Here is a 16,917-nt window from a genome sequence, read left to right on the forward strand (position 1 = left end):
TTCACAAATAACGCGAAACCCACTCCCGCACCCCTTCCGAGGCCCCTTTGCGAATCACCCGTGCCCGGGAGACGGACGCAGGTTCGCCGGGATCAATCACCGTGATGGGCACATCAATGTCCACCTCGTAGACCAGCCCTGCCGCCGGATATACCTGCAGCGACGTACCCACAATCAGCAACTGATCTGCGGTGCGCACCACCTCTGCCGCCGCATCCAGCATCGGCACTTCTTCGCCGAACCAGACGATGTGGGGCCGAAGCTGGGCACCGCGATCACAGGTATCCCCGGGATTGATGTCGTTGTAGCCGATGTCGTAAATGAGGTCCGGATAGGCGGAACTGCGGGCCTTGGTGAGTTCACCGTGCAGGTGCAGCACATTGCTCGAACCGCCGCGCTCATGCAGGTCGTCCACATTCTGGGTGACCACGGTCACCTGAAAACGGCTTTCCAGCTCCGCCAGCAAGCGGTGCGCAGGATTGGGCTGGACGGTTTGAAGTTGCCGCCTGCGCTCGTTATAGAACCTCAGCACCAGATCCCGGTTGCGCTCGAACGCCTCCGGCGTGGCCACATCGTACACACTGTGCTGCTCCCACAGCCCACCGTTGTCCCGGAAGGTGGAGAGGCCGCTTTCGGCGCTGATTCCAGCGCCAGTGAGTACGACAATGTGCTCTTGCATCAGTCGAAGATCTTACCCGGATTCATGATGTTATTGGGGTCGAATACCTGCTTGATACCGCGCAGGTAGGCAATTTCCGCCTCGCTGCGGGTGTACTGCAGGTAGGGTTTCTTGGTCATGCCCACACCGTGCTCAGCAGAGACACTGCCCTGATAACGCTCGACAATTTCAAATACCCACTTGTTCACCTGCTGGCATTTTTCGAAGAAATCTTCCTTCGCCATGTCCTCCGGTTTGAGGATGTTCAGGTGAAGGTTGCCGTCACCAATGTGGCCGAACCAGATGATCTCGAAGTCCGGGTAGTGTTCGGTAACCACGTTGTCGATTTCCTGGAGGAAGCCCGGCACCTTGGAAACCACCACCGAAATATCGTTCTTGTAGGGAATTCGCGGCGCGATGGATTCGGAAATCCGCTCACGCAGTTGCCAAAGGTTCTGTGCCTGGGTTTCACTCTGGCTGATGACGCCATCCAGCACCCAGCCTTCTTCCACACACTGCTCAAACAGTGCCATGGCATCGTCCATCACCTGATCAGAAACAGCCTCGAACTCCAGCAACGCATAATATGGCGCCTCGGTCTCGAACGGTGCCTGTACCTGGCCGTGGGCCAGCACATGCCCCATGGCCTGGTGAGAGAAAAACTCGTAGGCGGTCAGATCCAGTTTTTTCTGGAAAGCCTGCAAGACATCCATGGTGTTGGTGAGGTCATTCAGGCCCAGCACCAGCACGGTCAGGTCGTCCGGCTTGCGGGTAAGCTTCATGGTGGCTTCGGTAATGAAACCCAGGGTGCCCTCGGCACCGATGAACAGGTGGCGCAGATCGTAGCCGGTGTTGTTCTTGGCCAGATCCTTGTTCAGAACCAGCACATCACCTTTACCGGTCACCACTTTCAGTCCGGCAACCCAGTCCCGGCTCATGCCCCAGCGAATGACCTTGATGCCGCCGGCATTGGTGGACAGGTTGCCACCGAGCTGGCTCGACCCGGCGGAGGCAAAATCCACCGGATAGTACAGGCCGTTTTCTTCGGCAAAGGTCTGCAGTTGCTCGGTCACCACCCCGGCCTGGCAACGTACGGTGCGATCACTGGCGTTGAAATCCAGAATCTGGTTCATGTTGTCGAACGCTACCACCACTTCGCCATTGGCGGCCACGGCGCCGGCACTCAGGCCGGTACGTCCGCCCGAAGGTACCAGAGCCACCTGATTGTCATTGGCAAACTTCACCAGCGCCTGCACCTGCTCCGTGGTTTTCGGCAGGACAATGGCCAGCGGCTTGGGCGGGTAGATTTTGGTCCAGTCCTTGCCGTAGTTGTCCAGATCCGCAGGATCGGTGAGAACCTTGCCCGGGTTTTCGGAGGTGGCAACCAGCTCTTTAAGGGAAGCGATGATCTGTTCGGAACTCATGGATGTGTCAGTCTCTTCGAAGTTGGGCCAGGGCCTGTTCAGAGATCACTCACAAAGAATTGATTCAGGCAAACCGGCGCGCTGTGAAAATCTGCGTTTATGGTATCATACCGCCCCTGTTCTGTGAGCCAGGCCGACGATCCCTGGCTTCAGGTCATTTCACGTGACGAAAGGTTCGGAAGCAAGCCCATGTCAAATACGTCTCTCGAAAAGAGCAAAATCCGGATCCTGCTGCTGGAAGGCGTGCATCAATCTGCCATTGATACCCTGAATGCCGCGGGTTACACCAATATCGAGTATCTGACCCATTCATTGGGTGAGGAAGAGCTGATCGAGAAGATTGCCGATGCGCACTTCGTTGGTATCCGCTCTCGCACCCAGTTGACCGAGAAAGTATTTGAAGCCGCCAGGAAGCTGGTGGCTGTGGGCTGCTTCTGTATCGGCACCAACCAGGTTGACCTGCAGGCCGCGACCCGCCGTGGCGTGGCCGTGTTCAACGCGCCTTTCTCCAACACCCGTTCCGTGGCAGAACTGGTTCTGGCCCAGGCCATCCTGCTGCTGCGCGGCGTGCCGGAAAAAAACGCCAAAGCCCACCGTGGCGAGTGGCTGAAATCCGCCAAGAACAGCTACGAGATTCGTGGCAAGAAGCTGGGCATCATCGGTTACGGCAACATCGGCACCCAGTTCAGCGTGCTGGCCGAAAGCCTGGGTATGGATGTCTATTTCTACGACGTGGTTTCCAAGCTGCCGATCGGTAACGCCACGCAAGTGGGCACGCTGCAGGAACTGCTGAACATGTCCGATGTGGTTTCCCTGCACGTACCGGAAACTCCGGCGACCAAATACATGTTCAAGGCCGAGCAGTTTGCCCAGATGAAGCCGGGCAGCATTCTGATGAACGCTTCCCGCGGTACCGTGGTGGATATCGACGCCCTGGCCGATGCCCTGAGTTCCGGCAAACTGCTGGGTGCAGCAATCGACGTATTCCCGGTTGAGCCCAAGTCCAACGACGAAGAGTTTGTCTCTCCGCTGCGTGAGTTCGACAACTGCATCCTGACTCCGCACGTGGGTGGCTCAACCATTGAAGCCCAGGAAAACATCGGGCGCGAAGTGGCCGAGAAGCTGGCCATGTACAGCGACAACGGCACCTCCGTTTCTTCGGTGAACTTCCCGGAAGTGGCGCTGCCGTCGCACCCGAACCAGCACCGCCTGCTGCACATTCACGAGAACGTGCCGGGCGTAATGTCGGAAATCAACCAGGTGTTCTCCGAAAACGGCATCAACGTCTGTGGCCAGTACCTGCAAACCAAGGAAGATATTGGTTATGTGGTGGTCGATGTGGACAAGGCCTACGGTGAGCTGGCGCTGGAAAAACTCCGCCAGGTAAAAGGCACCATTCGCTGTCGCGTACTGTTCTGACAGACAGCTGCCTTCAAGAACCGGAGCATCCCCCTGGGAGCTCCGGTTTTTTTATGACATTTCGGGCCACAACGCCACATTTCAACAAAACTTCACGCTGCCGCCCTTGAGATTCGGCCATACGTAGCCATGCTGAAAAGTACCAGTCATTCAAACCGGGCCGGAACAGGCCCAGCATGGAGGTAATTATGTCCTTGAAGGAATCTCTGCAGAAGAAACTGGAAACCCAGACCGAGTACTGGAGCAAACAGATCGACAGCCTGCGTGCCGAAGCCGACGAAAAGATGGCCAAGGCAAAAGACGACGAAGCGGAAGCCGAAATTCAGAAAGAGTTTTCCGAGCGCATCCAGGCCGTTGAAGACCACATAGAAACCGCCCGAAGCAAACTAGGCGAACTCAAAGACTCTGGCGAAGACCAGCTCGACGATCTGAAGAAACGAATCGACGAATGGCTGCCGAGCAACACCAACTGATTGCTCCGGCCATAACGCAAAAAGCCCCGGCATAAACCGGGGCTTTTTCGTTGCGTACTGAGCTGGCTGTTACTGCATGGGCACCAGCGTAAGCTCAACGCGACGGTTCTGCTCACGACCCGCAGCCGTATCGTTGGAAGCAACCGGGTAGCGCTCGCCATAACCGGTGGCCCTGGTACGACGGGGCTCAATACCCTGATTCAGCAGGAAGTCACGGACAGAAGACGCGCGCCGCTCGCTCAGCAGCTGGTTATAGCTGTCGGAACCGGTGCTGTCGGTGTGGCCTTCAATCTGAATGATGGTCTTGTCGAACTCTTTCAGCACCAGCGATACCGATTCCAGCGTACCGGTAAAGCCGGAACGGATGGTGGACTGGTCAGTATCAAAGGTAATGTTACCCGGCATGATCAGATCGATCTGGTCACCATTACGGACAACGCGAACACCGGTACCTTCCAGCTTCTGGCGCAGCTGGGCTTCCTGGCGATCCATGTAATAGCCGATACCGCCACCCACGGCCGCGCCGCCAGCGGCACCAATCAGTGCACCTTTGCCACGATCACTGCTGCTGGAGGTTGCTGCGCCAATCGCAGCACCACCGATCGCGCCAATAATACTGCCCTTGGTGGCGTTCGAGGTTTTCTCTTCCCCGGTATACGGGTCATAGGTCATACAGCCACTCAGGCCAACAGTTGCTACCGCAAAGGCAAGAATTGTCTTTTTCACTGTTTTCTCCCGCTTCTGTAATGGTTCGCCCGGAGCTTTCGGCATCAACGCTGCCGTTTACTCCGAGAATGTATCGATAATGGTATTGAATACCGTCGCCTGCAAATCCTGCGCTTCGTTCACAAGATGATGACGACCGTCCGGTATTCTTCGTTCCTTCACTGAGGAAAATTTATTCCGGATAATCCTCAGATTGTGGTGCCAGTCTACCGTCAGATCCTTCTCACCTTGAACCACGGTGACCGGAAAATCCACCGGTCTCGCCGACTCAATGTGTGGCACCCACTGACGCAGCGCGGTCACCCAGTCGACATGAACCGCCCGAGCCTGCAGCGGATCGTGTTCCCGCAGGAACCGGAGGAAGCGGGTATCGCCACTGTTGGGCCCGAATACCCGTTTCCAGCGAGTCAGGAACGGTTTGACCAGACTGTGGAGAATCTTTGCCCCCAGCCAGCCCATAGGCCTTACCAGTGGCGCCAGCAACACCACTTTGCGGAACGCCGAGGACTCCCGGTTGTGGTGGTTCGACAGCAGGTAGTCAATCAATATTGCGCCACCCGTACTCTGCCCCACTGCGTACCAGGGCCCCCGAATCTTGTCCCTGACCTTCGCCATTACTTCCGACAGTACGGCCTGGTACTCCAGGAAACTGCCAATGGCGGCCGGCGTGCCACTCGACAATCCGTGCCCGGGCTGATCGTAGGCCAGAACATCGAAGCCAGCACCAAGACAGCGGTCAATCAACTGGGTATACAGCCCCACATGATCAAAATAACCATGCAGAATGAACACCGTGCCTTTCGGGCTGGCACTCTCCGGCAGCCGGAAGTAATGCACCATCACTTCATGCCGCTCGGCACGGATGTACCCCTGATGGTAGACCACATCCGGATGCTCAACCCAAAGATCAAGGCCATAGAACCGGCAATACGCCTCCATCTCGGAACTCAGTTCCCGGCTGGCGGACGGATCAAACGGTTCCAGACGGTCCAACAGGGAATGTCTGTCCCAATTCGGTATTTCTATGGTATCTGTTTTCCAGTACACGTAGAGTTAAACGCCTGTCATGAATCCATAAATGCCAGTCATCCTAACGCATTCACAAGGGAGAACACAGATGTTCCAGCCGCTTCTTGAGGCCGGGTTGAGAGGGACCATGCACCGTTTTGTGAAGCCCGTCCTGTCCCGGGCGTTTCCGTTATCGGTGCAGCGCCGATACACCCGGGAAGCTTATCGAACATCCTACCCGCCTAAAGACGTCAGTTTCGCGTGGGAAGACCTGGGCGATGTACCGGTGCTGCGCGCCTCCCCGGAAGACCGTTCTGGCGGCACCGTACTGTATTTTCACGGCGGAGGCTATGTTATGGGCTCTGCCGATACCCACCGGGGCATTGCCGGCCATCTGGCCAAATTCTCTGGCTGCGACGTACTGATCCCGGATTACCGGCTGGCGCCGGAGCATCCGTTTCCAGCCGCGCCGGACGATGCCGAAGCCGTATATCTGGCCTTGATCAACCAGGGGGTAAGCCCCGGCTCCATTGCGCTGGCCGGAGATTCCGCCGGCGGCGGTCTGTCGGTGGTACTGGCCATGCGATTGCGCGACCACGGTCATCCACTACCCTCATCCGTCACCTGCTTCTCGCCTTGGACAGATCTGTCAGAAAAGGATCTTTACACTCCGGAATGTGAACCGGTCCTGCACGCTGCCTGGACCCTCAAAGCCGCGAAAATGTATGCCAACGGCGTGCCTTTGACGCACCCGCTGGTGTCGCCTGTCTACGGCGACCTGAGTGGCCTGCCTCCCCTGCTGATTCAGGTCGGAAGCCAGGAAGTTCTGCTCAACGACGCCCGTCGATTGGCGGAGGCGGCCAAACAGGAACACGTGGAAACCACGCTGGAGATCTACAACAATCTCTGGCATGTATTCCAGGTGCACGCCGCGCAGCTTGACCGGGCCAGAGAAGCACTGGCCGTTGCCGGGCGCCACATCAGGCATCATCTTCAAGCCTGACGACACCCCGGATCAAAGCTTCCTTTCGAACCTTGGGCCAGCGCTTGACCTGCCATTCCAGGCGGGAGGCGCGGCTTCTGTCGCCGGCAGGCACATGGAATTCCAGGGTTAACGGCCCTTTACCTCTCAGGCACCGGGCACCTTTGGGTGCCCCCGCCTGATGCTCGGCAAACCGCCGCTCCACATCTGTGGCAATTCCGGTGTAGAGGCTACCCGATGCGGTGCGAACAAGGTACAGATACCAGTTTTCAGCCATGGTTCAACGCCTGCTCCCGGTCACGGACCTTCTTCTGCTGCAGCCATAATCCCGCAATGATCAGCACCAGCCCGACGTAGGTCGAGGTGAGAATAACTTCGCCCAGAATGAAGTAGATAAACACGAGGGACAGAAACGGCGAGATAAAAATCAGATTGCTCACTTTCGAGGTGTTTTCTGCTTTTTTCATGGCCTGGGACCACAGCACAAAGGCTATGCCCATTTCAAAAACGCCGACGTAAACCGCAGCGGCCATCGAACTCCCGACCGGCATGACCAACCCCGCCGTCTGCCAGCACACCAGCACAATGACCGGCAGTCCAAATAGAAAATTGAGAAACAGGCCAACCACCGGGTCCCGGGTATCCCGGGTGGCAATAATCCAGTAAGACGCCCAAACCAGCGTGCTGCCCAACGCCAGCGAGACACCGAGGGGGTCCGAGAATGAGAGCGAGGTTACCGCACCGCGGGTGGCGATCACTACCACTCCGGCGTAACACACCAACCCCGCCAGAATATCGATCCTGCGCAGTTTCTGCCCCAGAAACGGCACCGACAGATAGGCCAGCACCAGTGCCCAGGTGTAATTAAGAGGCTGAGCCTCCTGGGCGGGCAGACGGTCGAACGCACCAAACAGCAGAAAGTAGTACAGACAGGGATTGATCAGCCCCATCAGCATGGACTGCAGGTATTGGCCACGCCGCAAACGGAACACCAGTCCCCAGCGCCCCTGTAGCATGAGGATAGCCGCCATCACGACGATGGATGCGGTACAGGCCACCAGCAGCATCTGAACCGGCGCAAGATCCGCCAGTGACAATTTGAAGGCGGTAGCAACGGTCGACCACAGCAGCACCGTGGCAAGGCCGTACATCATGGCCTGTTTCTGATCAGTCATGCCCCTGCTCCACATCCGACTCCAGCCAGCGGTATAGTGTTCTACGATTAATGCCGAGTATCTGGGCCGCCCGGCGTTTGTTGCCTTCAACGGCAGACATGACCCGGCGCACGTAATCCTGCTGGAGCATCTCCAAGGTGGGCCATTCGGAAAGTTTCCCGGGCGAAGCGGCAACGGCAGCCTGAACAATCCCGCCCTGGCGCTTCCGGATGCGTTCGGGCAAATGCTCGGGCTGTATGGTATCGCTTTCACAAAAAGTGACCGCCCGCTCAATCGCACTGGACAGCTCACGCACATTGCCCGGGAACGGATAATCGCGGAGTATCCTTAACGTGACGTCACTGAACTTCAGGAACCCCCGGCTGTGACGACGTGCTGCCTCACCCAGAAAATGCATGGCCAGCAATTCAACATCCTCATCCCGCTCCCTCAGGGGAGGCACCGTTAACGACAGGGTTTCGAGACGATAATACAGGTCTTCGCGGAAATGGCCCTGCTCAACAGCCCGAAGCAAATCCACATGCGTTGCCGCCAGAATGCGAACATCCACCATTTCCTCATGGTCAGCCCCCACTGGTTTGATGCAGCCCTCCTGCAACACCCGAAGCAGTTTGGCTTGCAGCGCCAATGGCATTTCACCAATCTCGTCCAGCAGCAAGGTGCCACCGTTCGCCTCTGCAAACAGCCCCCGACGGGCCTGCCGTGCACCGGTAAAAGCACCAGCCTCGTGACCGAAGAATTCACTTTCCATCAAGTCTGGCGGGATACCGGCACAATTCACCGCAAGGAACGGCCGTGCTGAGCGCTCACTTTGCTGGTGGATTGCCCTCGCAACCAGTTCTTTCCCGGTTCCACTTTCGCCATTAATCAGAACCGCGGCCTGACTGCGGGCAACCTGGCGAATGTCTGACCTGAGGCGATCCATCATCGCACTGCCGCCGATCAAGCCCATGTTTTCATCGCCGCCGCGCCCGGACTGATATTCCGCCAACTGCCGGTTCAGATCCGCCTGGGCCAGCAACCGCTTGATCTTTAACCGGAGATGATCCGTTGAGAGCGGCTTGGTCAGAAAATCATCAGCGCCGGCCTTCAAAGCATCGACCGCCTGGTCCACCGTGCCAAACGCAGTGATCACAATAAAGGGAATACCGGGATGCTCGGCCTGCTGAAGCGACAGAATCTCCAGACCGTCACCATCGGGCAAGCGCAGATCCGACACGATCAGGCCCGGGCGTTCGTCTGTCAGAGCAGTGCGCGCCTCGGCCACCATACTGACCCTGCGTACGCGGTAACCATCCACTTCCAACTCCTCCATCAGCAGCTGGCCAAGGCTGGCGTCATCTTCGACCAGCAAGATGGTGACAGGCCGGCTGCTCATTGGCCCACCTCTTTCGGAAAATACAGCGCCATACCACAACCGCCCAACTCACTATCAATCACTTCAACGGATCCCCCGTGTTCTTTCATGACACTCTGAACCACTGCCAGCCCTAACCCCGTGCCTTCGCCGGCCGGGCGGGTGCTGAAGAACGGCTCGAAAACCCTGGCGTGATGCTCCGCCGGTATACCAGGGCCATCGTCCTCGACCCGGAACACCCAAAACTCCCCGGTCTCGCCGACAGAGAGCGCGACCTGTTCCCGGGCAGCCTGGCAGGCATTTCTCACCACATTCAGACACGCCAGGCCAACCCGGAGCGGCTCCGCCCGTGTCGGCATCGGCCTGTCAAAAGCGTCGGCTTGCAGCGAAACCGCCTGGCAGCGCCTGTCTTCACGGGCGCGGGTAACGACGTCCTCGAGAATGTCTGCCAGGTTTACGGGTCGCCGGGACTCGGGCACATGCCGGAAACAGTCCAGCAGTTGCTGGATAATCATGGTCATCCGGTCCACCTGATGTTCGATATCATCCAGATGCCGTTGCTGCTCCTGCTCCAGCCCGGCCCTGGCCAGAATGCGGGCCCGGCCCTGAATAACGTTCAGAGGCGCCCCCAGTTCGTGAGCTACCCCGCCTGCGACCCGGCCAATCATCGCCACTTTCTCCTGGTATTCCAGCTGTTCTGCCAGCGCCCGTTCCCGGGCAATCCTGTCTTCGATTTCGGCCTCGGCCTCGGCCATTCGTTCGCCCAGAGCACGAATGCCCTGCTGGATCTGGCGCAGCTCCTGTGGCCCTGCCTCCGGTGTCTCCAACCGCCAGGCGCCCGGTTTCAGAGAAGCCATGCTCTCCAGCAAACGGTTCACATGTCGCCCCACTGTGCGGTAATGCCCGAGAACGACAACGAGGATGATGGTGGCCGCAATCATCGACCAGATCACCACTGCCCACCAACGGCTGGTGGCCACCAGATCATGGAAATCACTGCGTTGGCGCGTTACCTGCAACAAGCCCTGGATCCGCCCGTCTTCCGCCACCAGAGGCGTAAACTGGGAAAACACCGACTCGCCATCCACCCTACGAAACGCGCCCCCGAGCTCACCACTGGCGATTACTTTTTCGGCGCTGGCACTGTTGGTGACATCGGAATCTGCAACACCGAGACTGGCCACCCGGTTACCCTCGGCATCAAACACCGAGGCCCCGGAAATGCGCCCGATCTGGAAGATGGATTTCAGGGATTCTCCCAGTACCAGCTCATCGCTTTCGGCCAGCGCCTTGCTTACCGGCCCGCTGACCGCTCGGGCAACCAGTTCCAGGTCTTCACGAAGGCGATCGTTCAAAGCACGCTCTACCGCCCCCATGCCAATGTAGATGGCAATGCCACTGAACAGCAGCAGCGGCACCACAATACTGAGCACCAACGTTAATTGCAGCGACCGGAACAGTGCCCCGACCCGTTTTCCCAACAACGCCATAAACACCACTCTGCAGAAATGTCACAGCCTTTCTGCCACATGTGGCATTTTGCCACAAGACAGATTACTGAGCTTTAACCATAGAAAATCCATAAACCACTGTTTTTATTGCCTTTATAGAGAAATTAAAACCTGGCACGGGAATCGCTATTGCCACATCGACATTCACAAGTTTGTGGCTGGACGACCGAGCCGGCCTCATTAAAACCAGGAGTAAAGCTATGAACAAACTGCTTGTATCCCTCACCGCATCTCTGGCCCTGCTGGCAACCGCACCGGTGATAGCACAACAGAACCCGGCCCCGGCCGAACAGGGCTCGGGTTACAGCAACCCCGCTGCCGCAGGCAGCCAAAGCACCAATTACAGCGATGCTGAGCTGAAACAATTCATTGAGGCACAATCCGGTGTTATGGAAGTGCGAGAGGAATACATCGAGAAGATCGAATCGGCCGACTCTCAGCAGGAGGCCCAGGAGCTGCAGATGGAAGCCAACGACGAGATGGTCTCCGTGATCGAAGACGTGGGTATCGACATCCCCACCTATAACGCCATTGCCACCGCATACAGCAGTGAGCCGAAGGTACGCAACCGCGTTGATGCTCTGATGTAAATTTCCGGCATCCGGTTCGTCGTCTGGCCCCGCTTCAGCGGGGCTTTTTTATGGCTGTTCATCAGGCATTTACACATCGGCCTTTTCTCCTCAGTATGTTGTGTTACCTTTTCCCTTAAGACCCGAACGCGCCGGATTCTGGAGCCTTGAACACAATGACCAAACGCCACCCGCTTCTCCGCTTCAGCCTCGTTGCCACTGCGGCAGTGATGCTGCTGACCGGCTGCTCCGACAACGACGACCCGGCAGCCGCGCAGAGTTCGGCGAATGGCAAACCAGAGTATCCGGTCACCTGGCGCTTTGCCCTGGAAGAGATTGAAGGCAGCGTTCAGCATCTTTATGCGCAGCAGTTCCGGGAACAAATTGAAGCGCTGTCCGGTGGCAAGATTGAGGTCGATGTCTTTCCTTATGGCTCTTTGGGCACCTCCGCGCAGCTGACAGAACTGGCTCGCAACGGCTCGGTGAACCTGGCATTTGCTTCGCCCGGCCACCTGGCCGATACCGTTCCGGAGACCGGCCTGTTTAACCTGCACTTCCTGCTTCCGGAAGAACAGGAACCTGCCCGTCGTCTACTGGAAGCGCCGGCATTTATGTCCGCATTTGAACCGGCCTACCACAACGCTGGCCTGCAACTGCTGGGGTTTGTGCCGGAAGGCTGGATGACCTGGACGGCCAACAGCCCCCTGAGAACCCCCAGTGATTTCCAGGGTTTAAGATTTCGCACCATGACCTCGGAAACCGCGGCGGAAGCCTTCCGACGCTATGGTGCAGATCCGGTACAGACGCCTTTCTCCCAGGTATACAGTGATCTCCAGCTCGGCAACATCGACGGCCAGAGCAACCCGGTGTTTGCTATTGAGGAAATGGGGTTCCACGAGGTCCAGAACGTTATGACCATGGCCAGGGCCTCACGGTTTATCGCATCTGTTGTAGCCAATGAGGACTGGTTCGCCGGTCTCCCCTCGCAGGAACGGGAATGGCTGCAGGAGACCATTGCACAGTTATCCGAGGAAGCCTGGACCATCCAGGAGGAACTGAACAAGGAGCGGCTGGAGACCATACTGGAACAGGGCGGAATCCGGGTTGTACGGCTGACGGAAGCTGAACGGTCGGCCTTCCGGGAGGCAAGCCTGCCTGCCAGGGAACGCTTTATCGAACTGACCGGAGAGAAAGGCCAGGCGCTGATTCAGCAGGCAACGTCGATTGCGGGTGACTGATCAGCCCTGTCCGGATCAGGCTTTCTGAGCCTGCAGATAAGGGTAAGAGACCATCGGGACACCCTCATCACCACAGATCTCCGCAGCCCTTGCGGTAAGGTCTGAAATAAAGCGCGCCTGCTCTCTGGGTTCCAGCGGGTAGGCTTTCAACCGATAGCACATACCGGCTTCCCTTGCGGAAACCGTAACCAGCACCGGCTGGTAGGTTTTGGTGAGCGGGCAGGCAAAGATCGCATCCCGGAACAGGCCCAGCATCCGGCCGACATCGTGGTTCGGGTCCAGAAAGACCTCGGCCACGCACATCAAGTTATCGGTACCGTCGTTGCCATTGGCCAGCAGGGTATTCCAGAGCAGACTGTGGGGAATCACAATCACGGTATCATCCAGCGTCACGATTTCTGCGGCCCGGGTACCGATACTCCGCACCTCACCATAGCGACCGTTCACTTCGATCCAGTCACCCGGTCGGTAAGGCATTTCATAGAGCGTGACGATACCGGCAATGAGGCTGTTGGCGTAGTCCTTGAAGGCAAACCCCAAGGCAAGCCCCAGGGCACCGAAGATGGCAATCATGTTCTCGAATGAGGGTTCCACCAGAATGGGCACCACCACAATGATCGTCAGAACAATAACCAGAAGCCGGAAAAGAGGAACGGATGCGAGAAGGTACAGCCTGGGTTTTCCCGATAATTTCGCAGCCAGCACCGGAACTACTTTCTGAACCAGCAGGATCAGCAACGAAGCCGCAACGATGACCGCCAGGGCTTCCAGCAAAGCCTCGGAGGTAATTGAAGACAGTGCGTCCTTGATACCGAAATCGCCCATAACCGTTTCTCCTAGAAGCTGTCCACCGGATACCCTTTGGATTGCAGATACCGCCGCACAGCCGGATACGCCAATGCCTGCACCCGAAAGATGCCGTCCGGCTCATCCCCGGTCACTACATCGGCTCGCTGCAGCCGGGACAGCGCTATCCGCAATTCCTCGCCAGGCAACCCCGACGTCAGCTCCAGCTGCCCCAGGCTCAGGCCGCCATGCATCAACAACGCATGCAGCAGGTAGCCGGACTGCCGGGCTGAACTCTGGGGCACGGCAGGCAAACTCAGCTGATCCAGCGGCGCCACCCAACACTGGCGGCCATCTTGATGTGCATCCTCTTCCCCTTGCTGCTGCGCCTCATCCTCGGGCCGTGCCCGAAGAGTTCGGCGCCAGATAGCCAGGGCAACGCCCGGATTGCCCCGAGCCAAAGTGGCCAGATCCCGGGTAAACAGGCTGTATTTTCGCTCGTCGTCCCCGGTTGGCGCCGGCAGTACATACAGGCCATCCTGGGTCATTCTCGCCGTCAGTGGTCCTTGCGGGCGCTCCCCCGCCAGATGTCCAAGCCAGTTGGTAAGACGATCCCCGGACAAAGGGCTGGGGGTCAATGGCGCCAGGTGGAGCTCTGGCAGATACTGAGTCCAGAACTGCCAACACCAGCCGGAACAGCCAATGATGCCCTCACCCACTTTATCCCGCGCAAGGCGGGCGAATAATTCACGCAACAAACCAAGACCGGACCGGTGTCGCAGCCAGAAATCCGCCAGTTCCGGTATTACCCAGTCATCGTCCTGAAGCTGGTTATCCCACCAGCCGGTAATGTCTCTTTCAGGCATTAACAGATTGTCCGGCGGGGCGATCACCCGCCGACCCGAGGCCCCCAACGCTTCGGCAATACCTGAGAATGGTGGTGCCACCAGAAAACTGGCCTTGCGTGACTGCCCGCCTGACCGGCGCAACTGTTCCAGCTCGTTCAATAAAGCCCGGGCAAGTTCTTCACGATCCGGTACCGGGGCATAGTCCTGAATCTGGCGTTCCGACAGGGTAGGCAAATCATCCAGACTTCTGAACGCCTGTTCGTCAGGATGAATGCCCGCTTTTAACTGATCCAGAATATCCCGGAGACCACTGCGAATGGTTCTGCGGACGGAGGTCTCCGGAAGCCGCCATTGCTCCAGAGGAATCAGCCCGCCAGGCAGGCATGGGTGATCAGCTTGGTTGTTGTCAGTCAACGGCGATACTCCGGGCCTACTCAGGCACCAGCCAGTCCATGGAGGGCGACAGCCCGAGCCGGCCCGGGCCGGTCAGATCCGACATCATGGCCGCAAAACGTTCATCGAACCCCCAGGGCGGGTTCACAATCAGCATGCCGGAACCCACCATGCCCCGTTCGGGCGGCTGATCCAGCATAACCTCGCACTGAAGAATCTTGCGCACCGAACCGGACGCCCTCAGCGAATCCATCAGCTTTTGTTCCAGGCCACTGGTTAACAGGGGATACCAGATAAGATAGACGCCATGGCGGCATTTTTTCCACGCGTCCATCAATGTCCGGGCTACGGCCTCATAATCGGTTTTGATTTCGTAAGAAGGATCAATCAGCGCCAACAGTCGTGGCTGTGCCGGCGGCAAGCATTTCAGGAGCCCTTTCAGGCCATCCTCATGGCGCACCTTCACCCCCACTTCATCAGCCCACTGAGCCAGCTGACGCTCTTCCGAAGGGTGCAGCTCGAAAGCGGTGACGGAATCACCCGGACGGCAAAATTCCGCAAACCATGCCGGCGAGCCCGGATACGTCCGTAGCGGCCCATTGCCTGGGTTGTACCGCGCCAATACCTCCAGAACCGGCTGCCAGTCGCCGGAGGCCAGTTGCTCCCGGATCCGCCACAAGGCCTGAACACCCGCATCTGCTTCCCCGGTTTTTCTTGCCCGCTCGCTGCCCAAATCGTAACGGGCGCTGCCCGCGTGGGTGTCAAAACAGGCTATGGCAGATTTCTTGGATTGCATCATGGCCAGCACCAGTGACAGTGCAGCATGCTTCTGAACATCGGCAAAGTTGCCGGCGTGGAAGGCGTGAAGATAACTCAGCATAAAAGGCTCCCGGAATCAGGAGCCCATTAAGCCGCAGTCACCTTGGCCAAGCAAGCGGCCCGACAATCACCTATATCAAAAACCCCTTGCTATGTAGGGTTTCCAAACCCATAATCTGAACGCTAATATTTCTTATTTACAAAAATACCTCATCAACATGGAGTTTGAAATGAAAAACCTGTTTCGCCCAGCCCCATTGGCACTGACCATTGCCACAGCCCTTACCGCGGGCTGCGCAAACGCGCCATGGTCCGCCGAGCAAAGTGCTCCGGCCACTAAAGCATCGGTGGTAACCCATTACGCCGATCTGGCCCATGCCACCTACGAGGATGCCCTGATTACTGCGCGTGCGCTGGACGAGGCTACTGACCGCCTGATTGCCAACCCCACCGAAGCCAACCTCAAAGCGGCAAAAGAAGCCTGGCTGGCCTCACGGGTTCCTTACCAGCAGTCAGAGGTATTCCGCTTCGGCAATGCCATCGTGGATGACTGGGAAGGCCAATTGAACGCCTGGCCACTGGACGAAGGCCTGATCGACTACGTCAAAGCCGACGACTACCAGCACGAACTCGGTAATGCCGGTGCAACCGCCAACATCGTCGCCAGCAACAGCATTAACGTCGGCGGGGAAAATCTGGATGTGGCAACACTCACCCCTGAACTACTGGCCGACCTGAACGAAGTCGGCGGTTCCGAAGCCAACGTAGCCACCGGTTACCATGCGGTCGAATTCCTGCTGTGGGGCCAGGATCTGCACGGTTTTGAAGGTGGCGCAGGCGAGCGCCCGGTTACTGACTACGCCAAAGGCAACGACTGCACCAACGGCAACTGTGAGCGCCGTGCCCAGTACCTGGATGCCGTGACTGATCTGCTGGTCGATGATCTGGAGTGGATGGTTGCCCAGTGGGCCCCGGGTAGCTCAGATAACTACCGTTCCCAGCTGACGTCCGCAAACGCCGACGAGGGCATCCAGAAAATGCTGTTCGGTATGGGCTCCCTGTCCCTCGGCGAGCTGGCTGGTGAGCGCATGAAAGTTGCCTTGGAAGCCAACTCCTATGAAGACGAACACGACTGCTTCAGCGATAACACCCACAACTCGCACTACTACAACGGCCAGGGCATCCAGAACGTGTATACCGGCACCTATCGTCGCGTAGATGGCTCTGTGGTTTCAGGCCCGTCTCTGTCTGACCTGGTTGAGCAGACCAACCCGGAGCTGGATGCTCGCCTGAACCGTCAGCTGGACGCGTCAATGGAAGCCTTGGCGCTCATGAAAGCCCGCGCCGAAAGCAGCCAGAACCCGATGGCCTTTGACACCATGATCGCCCCGGGCAACGCGGAAGGCACCCGCATTGTCAACGGTGCTATCATGGCGCTGGTTGAGCAGACCGGCTCTATCGAGCAGGCTGCACGGCAACTGGGCATTGAAGCCCTGTCACCGGACGATGCTGGTCACGCTTTCTGAGGTAA

17 protein-coding genes are annotated in these 16,917 nt (G+C 58.0%); 6 read left to right on the top strand and 11 right to left on the bottom strand.

The features are described from left to right. Nucleotide 1: 1 nt before the first annotated feature. Both ACF8YQ_RS12725 and ACF8YQ_RS12730 read right to left on the bottom strand, forming a co-directional pair. On the bottom strand, nt 2-679 hold the full coding sequence (locus tag ACF8YQ_RS12725) for an NAD-dependent deacylase (RefSeq protein ID WP_011786261.1): 678 nt from the start codon (nt 677-679) through the stop codon (nt 2-4). Beyond that, on the bottom strand, nt 679-2,082 hold the full coding sequence (locus ACF8YQ_RS12730) for an FAD-binding oxidoreductase (protein WP_396621602.1): 1,404 nt from the start codon (nt 2,080-2,082) through the stop codon (nt 679-681). The genes ACF8YQ_RS12725 and ACF8YQ_RS12730 overlap by 1 nt, the downstream gene beginning before the upstream one ends. A 189-nt stretch (nt 2,083-2,271) precedes the next feature. Between ACF8YQ_RS12730 and serA the strand changes: the two genes are divergently transcribed. After that, a complete protein-coding gene (gene serA, locus ACF8YQ_RS12735; RefSeq protein ID WP_226595608.1) occupies nt 2,272-3,501 on the top strand; it encodes a phosphoglycerate dehydrogenase in 1,230 nt (409 codons plus the stop codon). Between the two features lie 188 nt (nt 3,502-3,689). After that, a complete protein-coding gene (locus tag ACF8YQ_RS12740; protein WP_278350284.1) occupies nt 3,690-3,974 on the top strand; it encodes a hypothetical protein in 285 nt (94 codons plus the stop codon). Nucleotides 3,975-4,043: 69 nt separating this feature from the next. On the opposite strand, the gene ACF8YQ_RS12745 is transcribed toward ACF8YQ_RS12740, so the two are convergent. Together ACF8YQ_RS12745 and ACF8YQ_RS12750 are read right to left on the bottom strand one after the other, a co-directional pair. Beyond that, nucleotides 4,044-4,700: an OmpA family protein gene (locus ACF8YQ_RS12745; protein WP_396621603.1), complete on the bottom strand. Its 657-nt coding sequence runs from the start codon at nt 4,698-4,700 to the stop codon at nt 4,044-4,046. A gap of 57 nt (nt 4,701-4,757) precedes the next feature. Beyond that, complete coding sequence (locus ACF8YQ_RS12750; protein WP_396621604.1) at nt 4,758-5,747, bottom strand: alpha/beta hydrolase; 990 nt, start codon at nt 5,745-5,747, stop codon at nt 4,758-4,760. 70 nt (nt 5,748-5,817) lie between these two features. Between ACF8YQ_RS12750 and ACF8YQ_RS12755 the strand changes: the two genes are divergently transcribed. Beyond that, on the top strand, nt 5,818-6,711 hold the full coding sequence (locus tag ACF8YQ_RS12755) for an alpha/beta hydrolase (protein WP_396621605.1): 894 nt from the start codon (nt 5,818-5,820) through the stop codon (nt 6,709-6,711). Here ACF8YQ_RS12755 and ACF8YQ_RS12760 read toward each other — a convergent pair. Genes ACF8YQ_RS12760 through ACF8YQ_RS12775 form a run of 4 tightly spaced genes read right to left on the bottom strand, consistent with a single transcriptional unit; the run spans nt 6,689 to nt 10,712 of the window. Further along, nucleotides 6,689-6,967 carry a GIY-YIG nuclease family protein gene (locus tag ACF8YQ_RS12760; protein ID WP_396621606.1) on the bottom strand — a complete coding sequence of 93 codons (279 nt, stop codon included), beginning with the start codon at nt 6,965-6,967 and terminating at the stop codon, nt 6,689-6,691. The genes ACF8YQ_RS12755 and ACF8YQ_RS12760 overlap by 23 nt on opposite strands. Next, on the bottom strand, nt 6,960-7,865 hold the full coding sequence (locus ACF8YQ_RS12765; protein WP_036219955.1) for a DMT family transporter: 906 nt from the start codon (nt 7,863-7,865) through the stop codon (nt 6,960-6,962). The genes ACF8YQ_RS12760 and ACF8YQ_RS12765 overlap by 8 nt, the downstream gene beginning before the upstream one ends. Continuing rightward, nucleotides 7,858-9,243 carry a sigma-54-dependent transcriptional regulator gene (locus ACF8YQ_RS12770; RefSeq protein ID WP_396621607.1) on the bottom strand — a complete coding sequence of 462 codons (1,386 nt, stop codon included), beginning with the start codon at nt 9,241-9,243 and terminating at the stop codon, nt 7,858-7,860. The genes ACF8YQ_RS12765 and ACF8YQ_RS12770 overlap by 8 nt, the downstream gene beginning before the upstream one ends. Further along, nucleotides 9,240-10,712: an ATP-binding protein gene (locus ACF8YQ_RS12775; RefSeq protein ID WP_396621608.1), complete on the bottom strand. Its 1,473-nt coding sequence runs from the start codon at nt 10,710-10,712 to the stop codon at nt 9,240-9,242. Before ACF8YQ_RS12775 ends, ACF8YQ_RS12770 begins: the two co-directional genes overlap by 4 nt. Nucleotides 10,713-10,933: 221 nt before the next feature. On the opposite strand from ACF8YQ_RS12775, the gene ACF8YQ_RS12780 reads away from it, so the two are divergent. Beyond that, nucleotides 10,934-11,323 (top strand): DUF4168 domain-containing protein, encoded by a 390-nt coding sequence (locus ACF8YQ_RS12780; protein WP_396621609.1) that lies wholly within the window; start codon nt 10,934-10,936, stop codon nt 11,321-11,323. 155 nt (nt 11,324-11,478) lie between these two features. Further along, the gene (gene dctP / locus ACF8YQ_RS12785; protein ID WP_396621610.1) at nt 11,479-12,540 is read left to right on the top strand and encodes a TRAP transporter substrate-binding protein DctP; all 1,062 of its coding nucleotides are present in this window, start codon (nt 11,479-11,481) and stop codon (nt 12,538-12,540) included. A 15-nt stretch (nt 12,541-12,555) separates the two neighbouring features. Here the strand turns inward: dctP and ACF8YQ_RS12790 are convergent, their stop codons facing one another. The 3 genes from ACF8YQ_RS12790 to ACF8YQ_RS12800 are packed head-to-tail and all read right to left on the bottom strand — an operon-like array spanning nt 12,556 to nt 15,447. Next, nucleotides 12,556-13,365 (bottom strand): mechanosensitive ion channel family protein, encoded by an 810-nt coding sequence (locus ACF8YQ_RS12790; RefSeq protein ID WP_396621611.1) that lies wholly within the window; start codon nt 13,363-13,365, stop codon nt 12,556-12,558. An 11-nt stretch (nt 13,366-13,376) separates the two neighbouring features. Continuing rightward, nucleotides 13,377-14,588: a hypothetical protein gene (locus ACF8YQ_RS12795; RefSeq protein ID WP_396621612.1), complete on the bottom strand. Its 1,212-nt coding sequence runs from the start codon at nt 14,586-14,588 to the stop codon at nt 13,377-13,379. Nucleotides 14,589-14,604: 16 nt separating this feature from the next. Continuing rightward, nucleotides 14,605-15,447, bottom strand: coding sequence for a 23S rRNA (adenine(2030)-N(6))-methyltransferase RlmJ (locus tag ACF8YQ_RS12800; RefSeq protein WP_396621613.1), 843 nt, complete (start codon nt 15,445-15,447; stop codon nt 14,605-14,607). Between the two features lie 169 nt (nt 15,448-15,616). On the opposite strand from ACF8YQ_RS12800, the gene ACF8YQ_RS12805 reads away from it, so the two are divergent. Further along, nucleotides 15,617-16,912, top strand: coding sequence for an imelysin family protein (locus ACF8YQ_RS12805; protein ID WP_396621614.1), 1,296 nt, complete (start codon nt 15,617-15,619; stop codon nt 16,910-16,912). Nucleotides 16,913-16,917: the final 5 nt, after the last annotated feature.

The sequence above is a fragment of the Marinobacter sp. W-8 genome, assembly GCF_044342215.1.
Taxonomy (GTDB): Bacteria; Pseudomonadota; Gammaproteobacteria; order Pseudomonadales; family Oleiphilaceae; genus Marinobacter; species Marinobacter nauticus.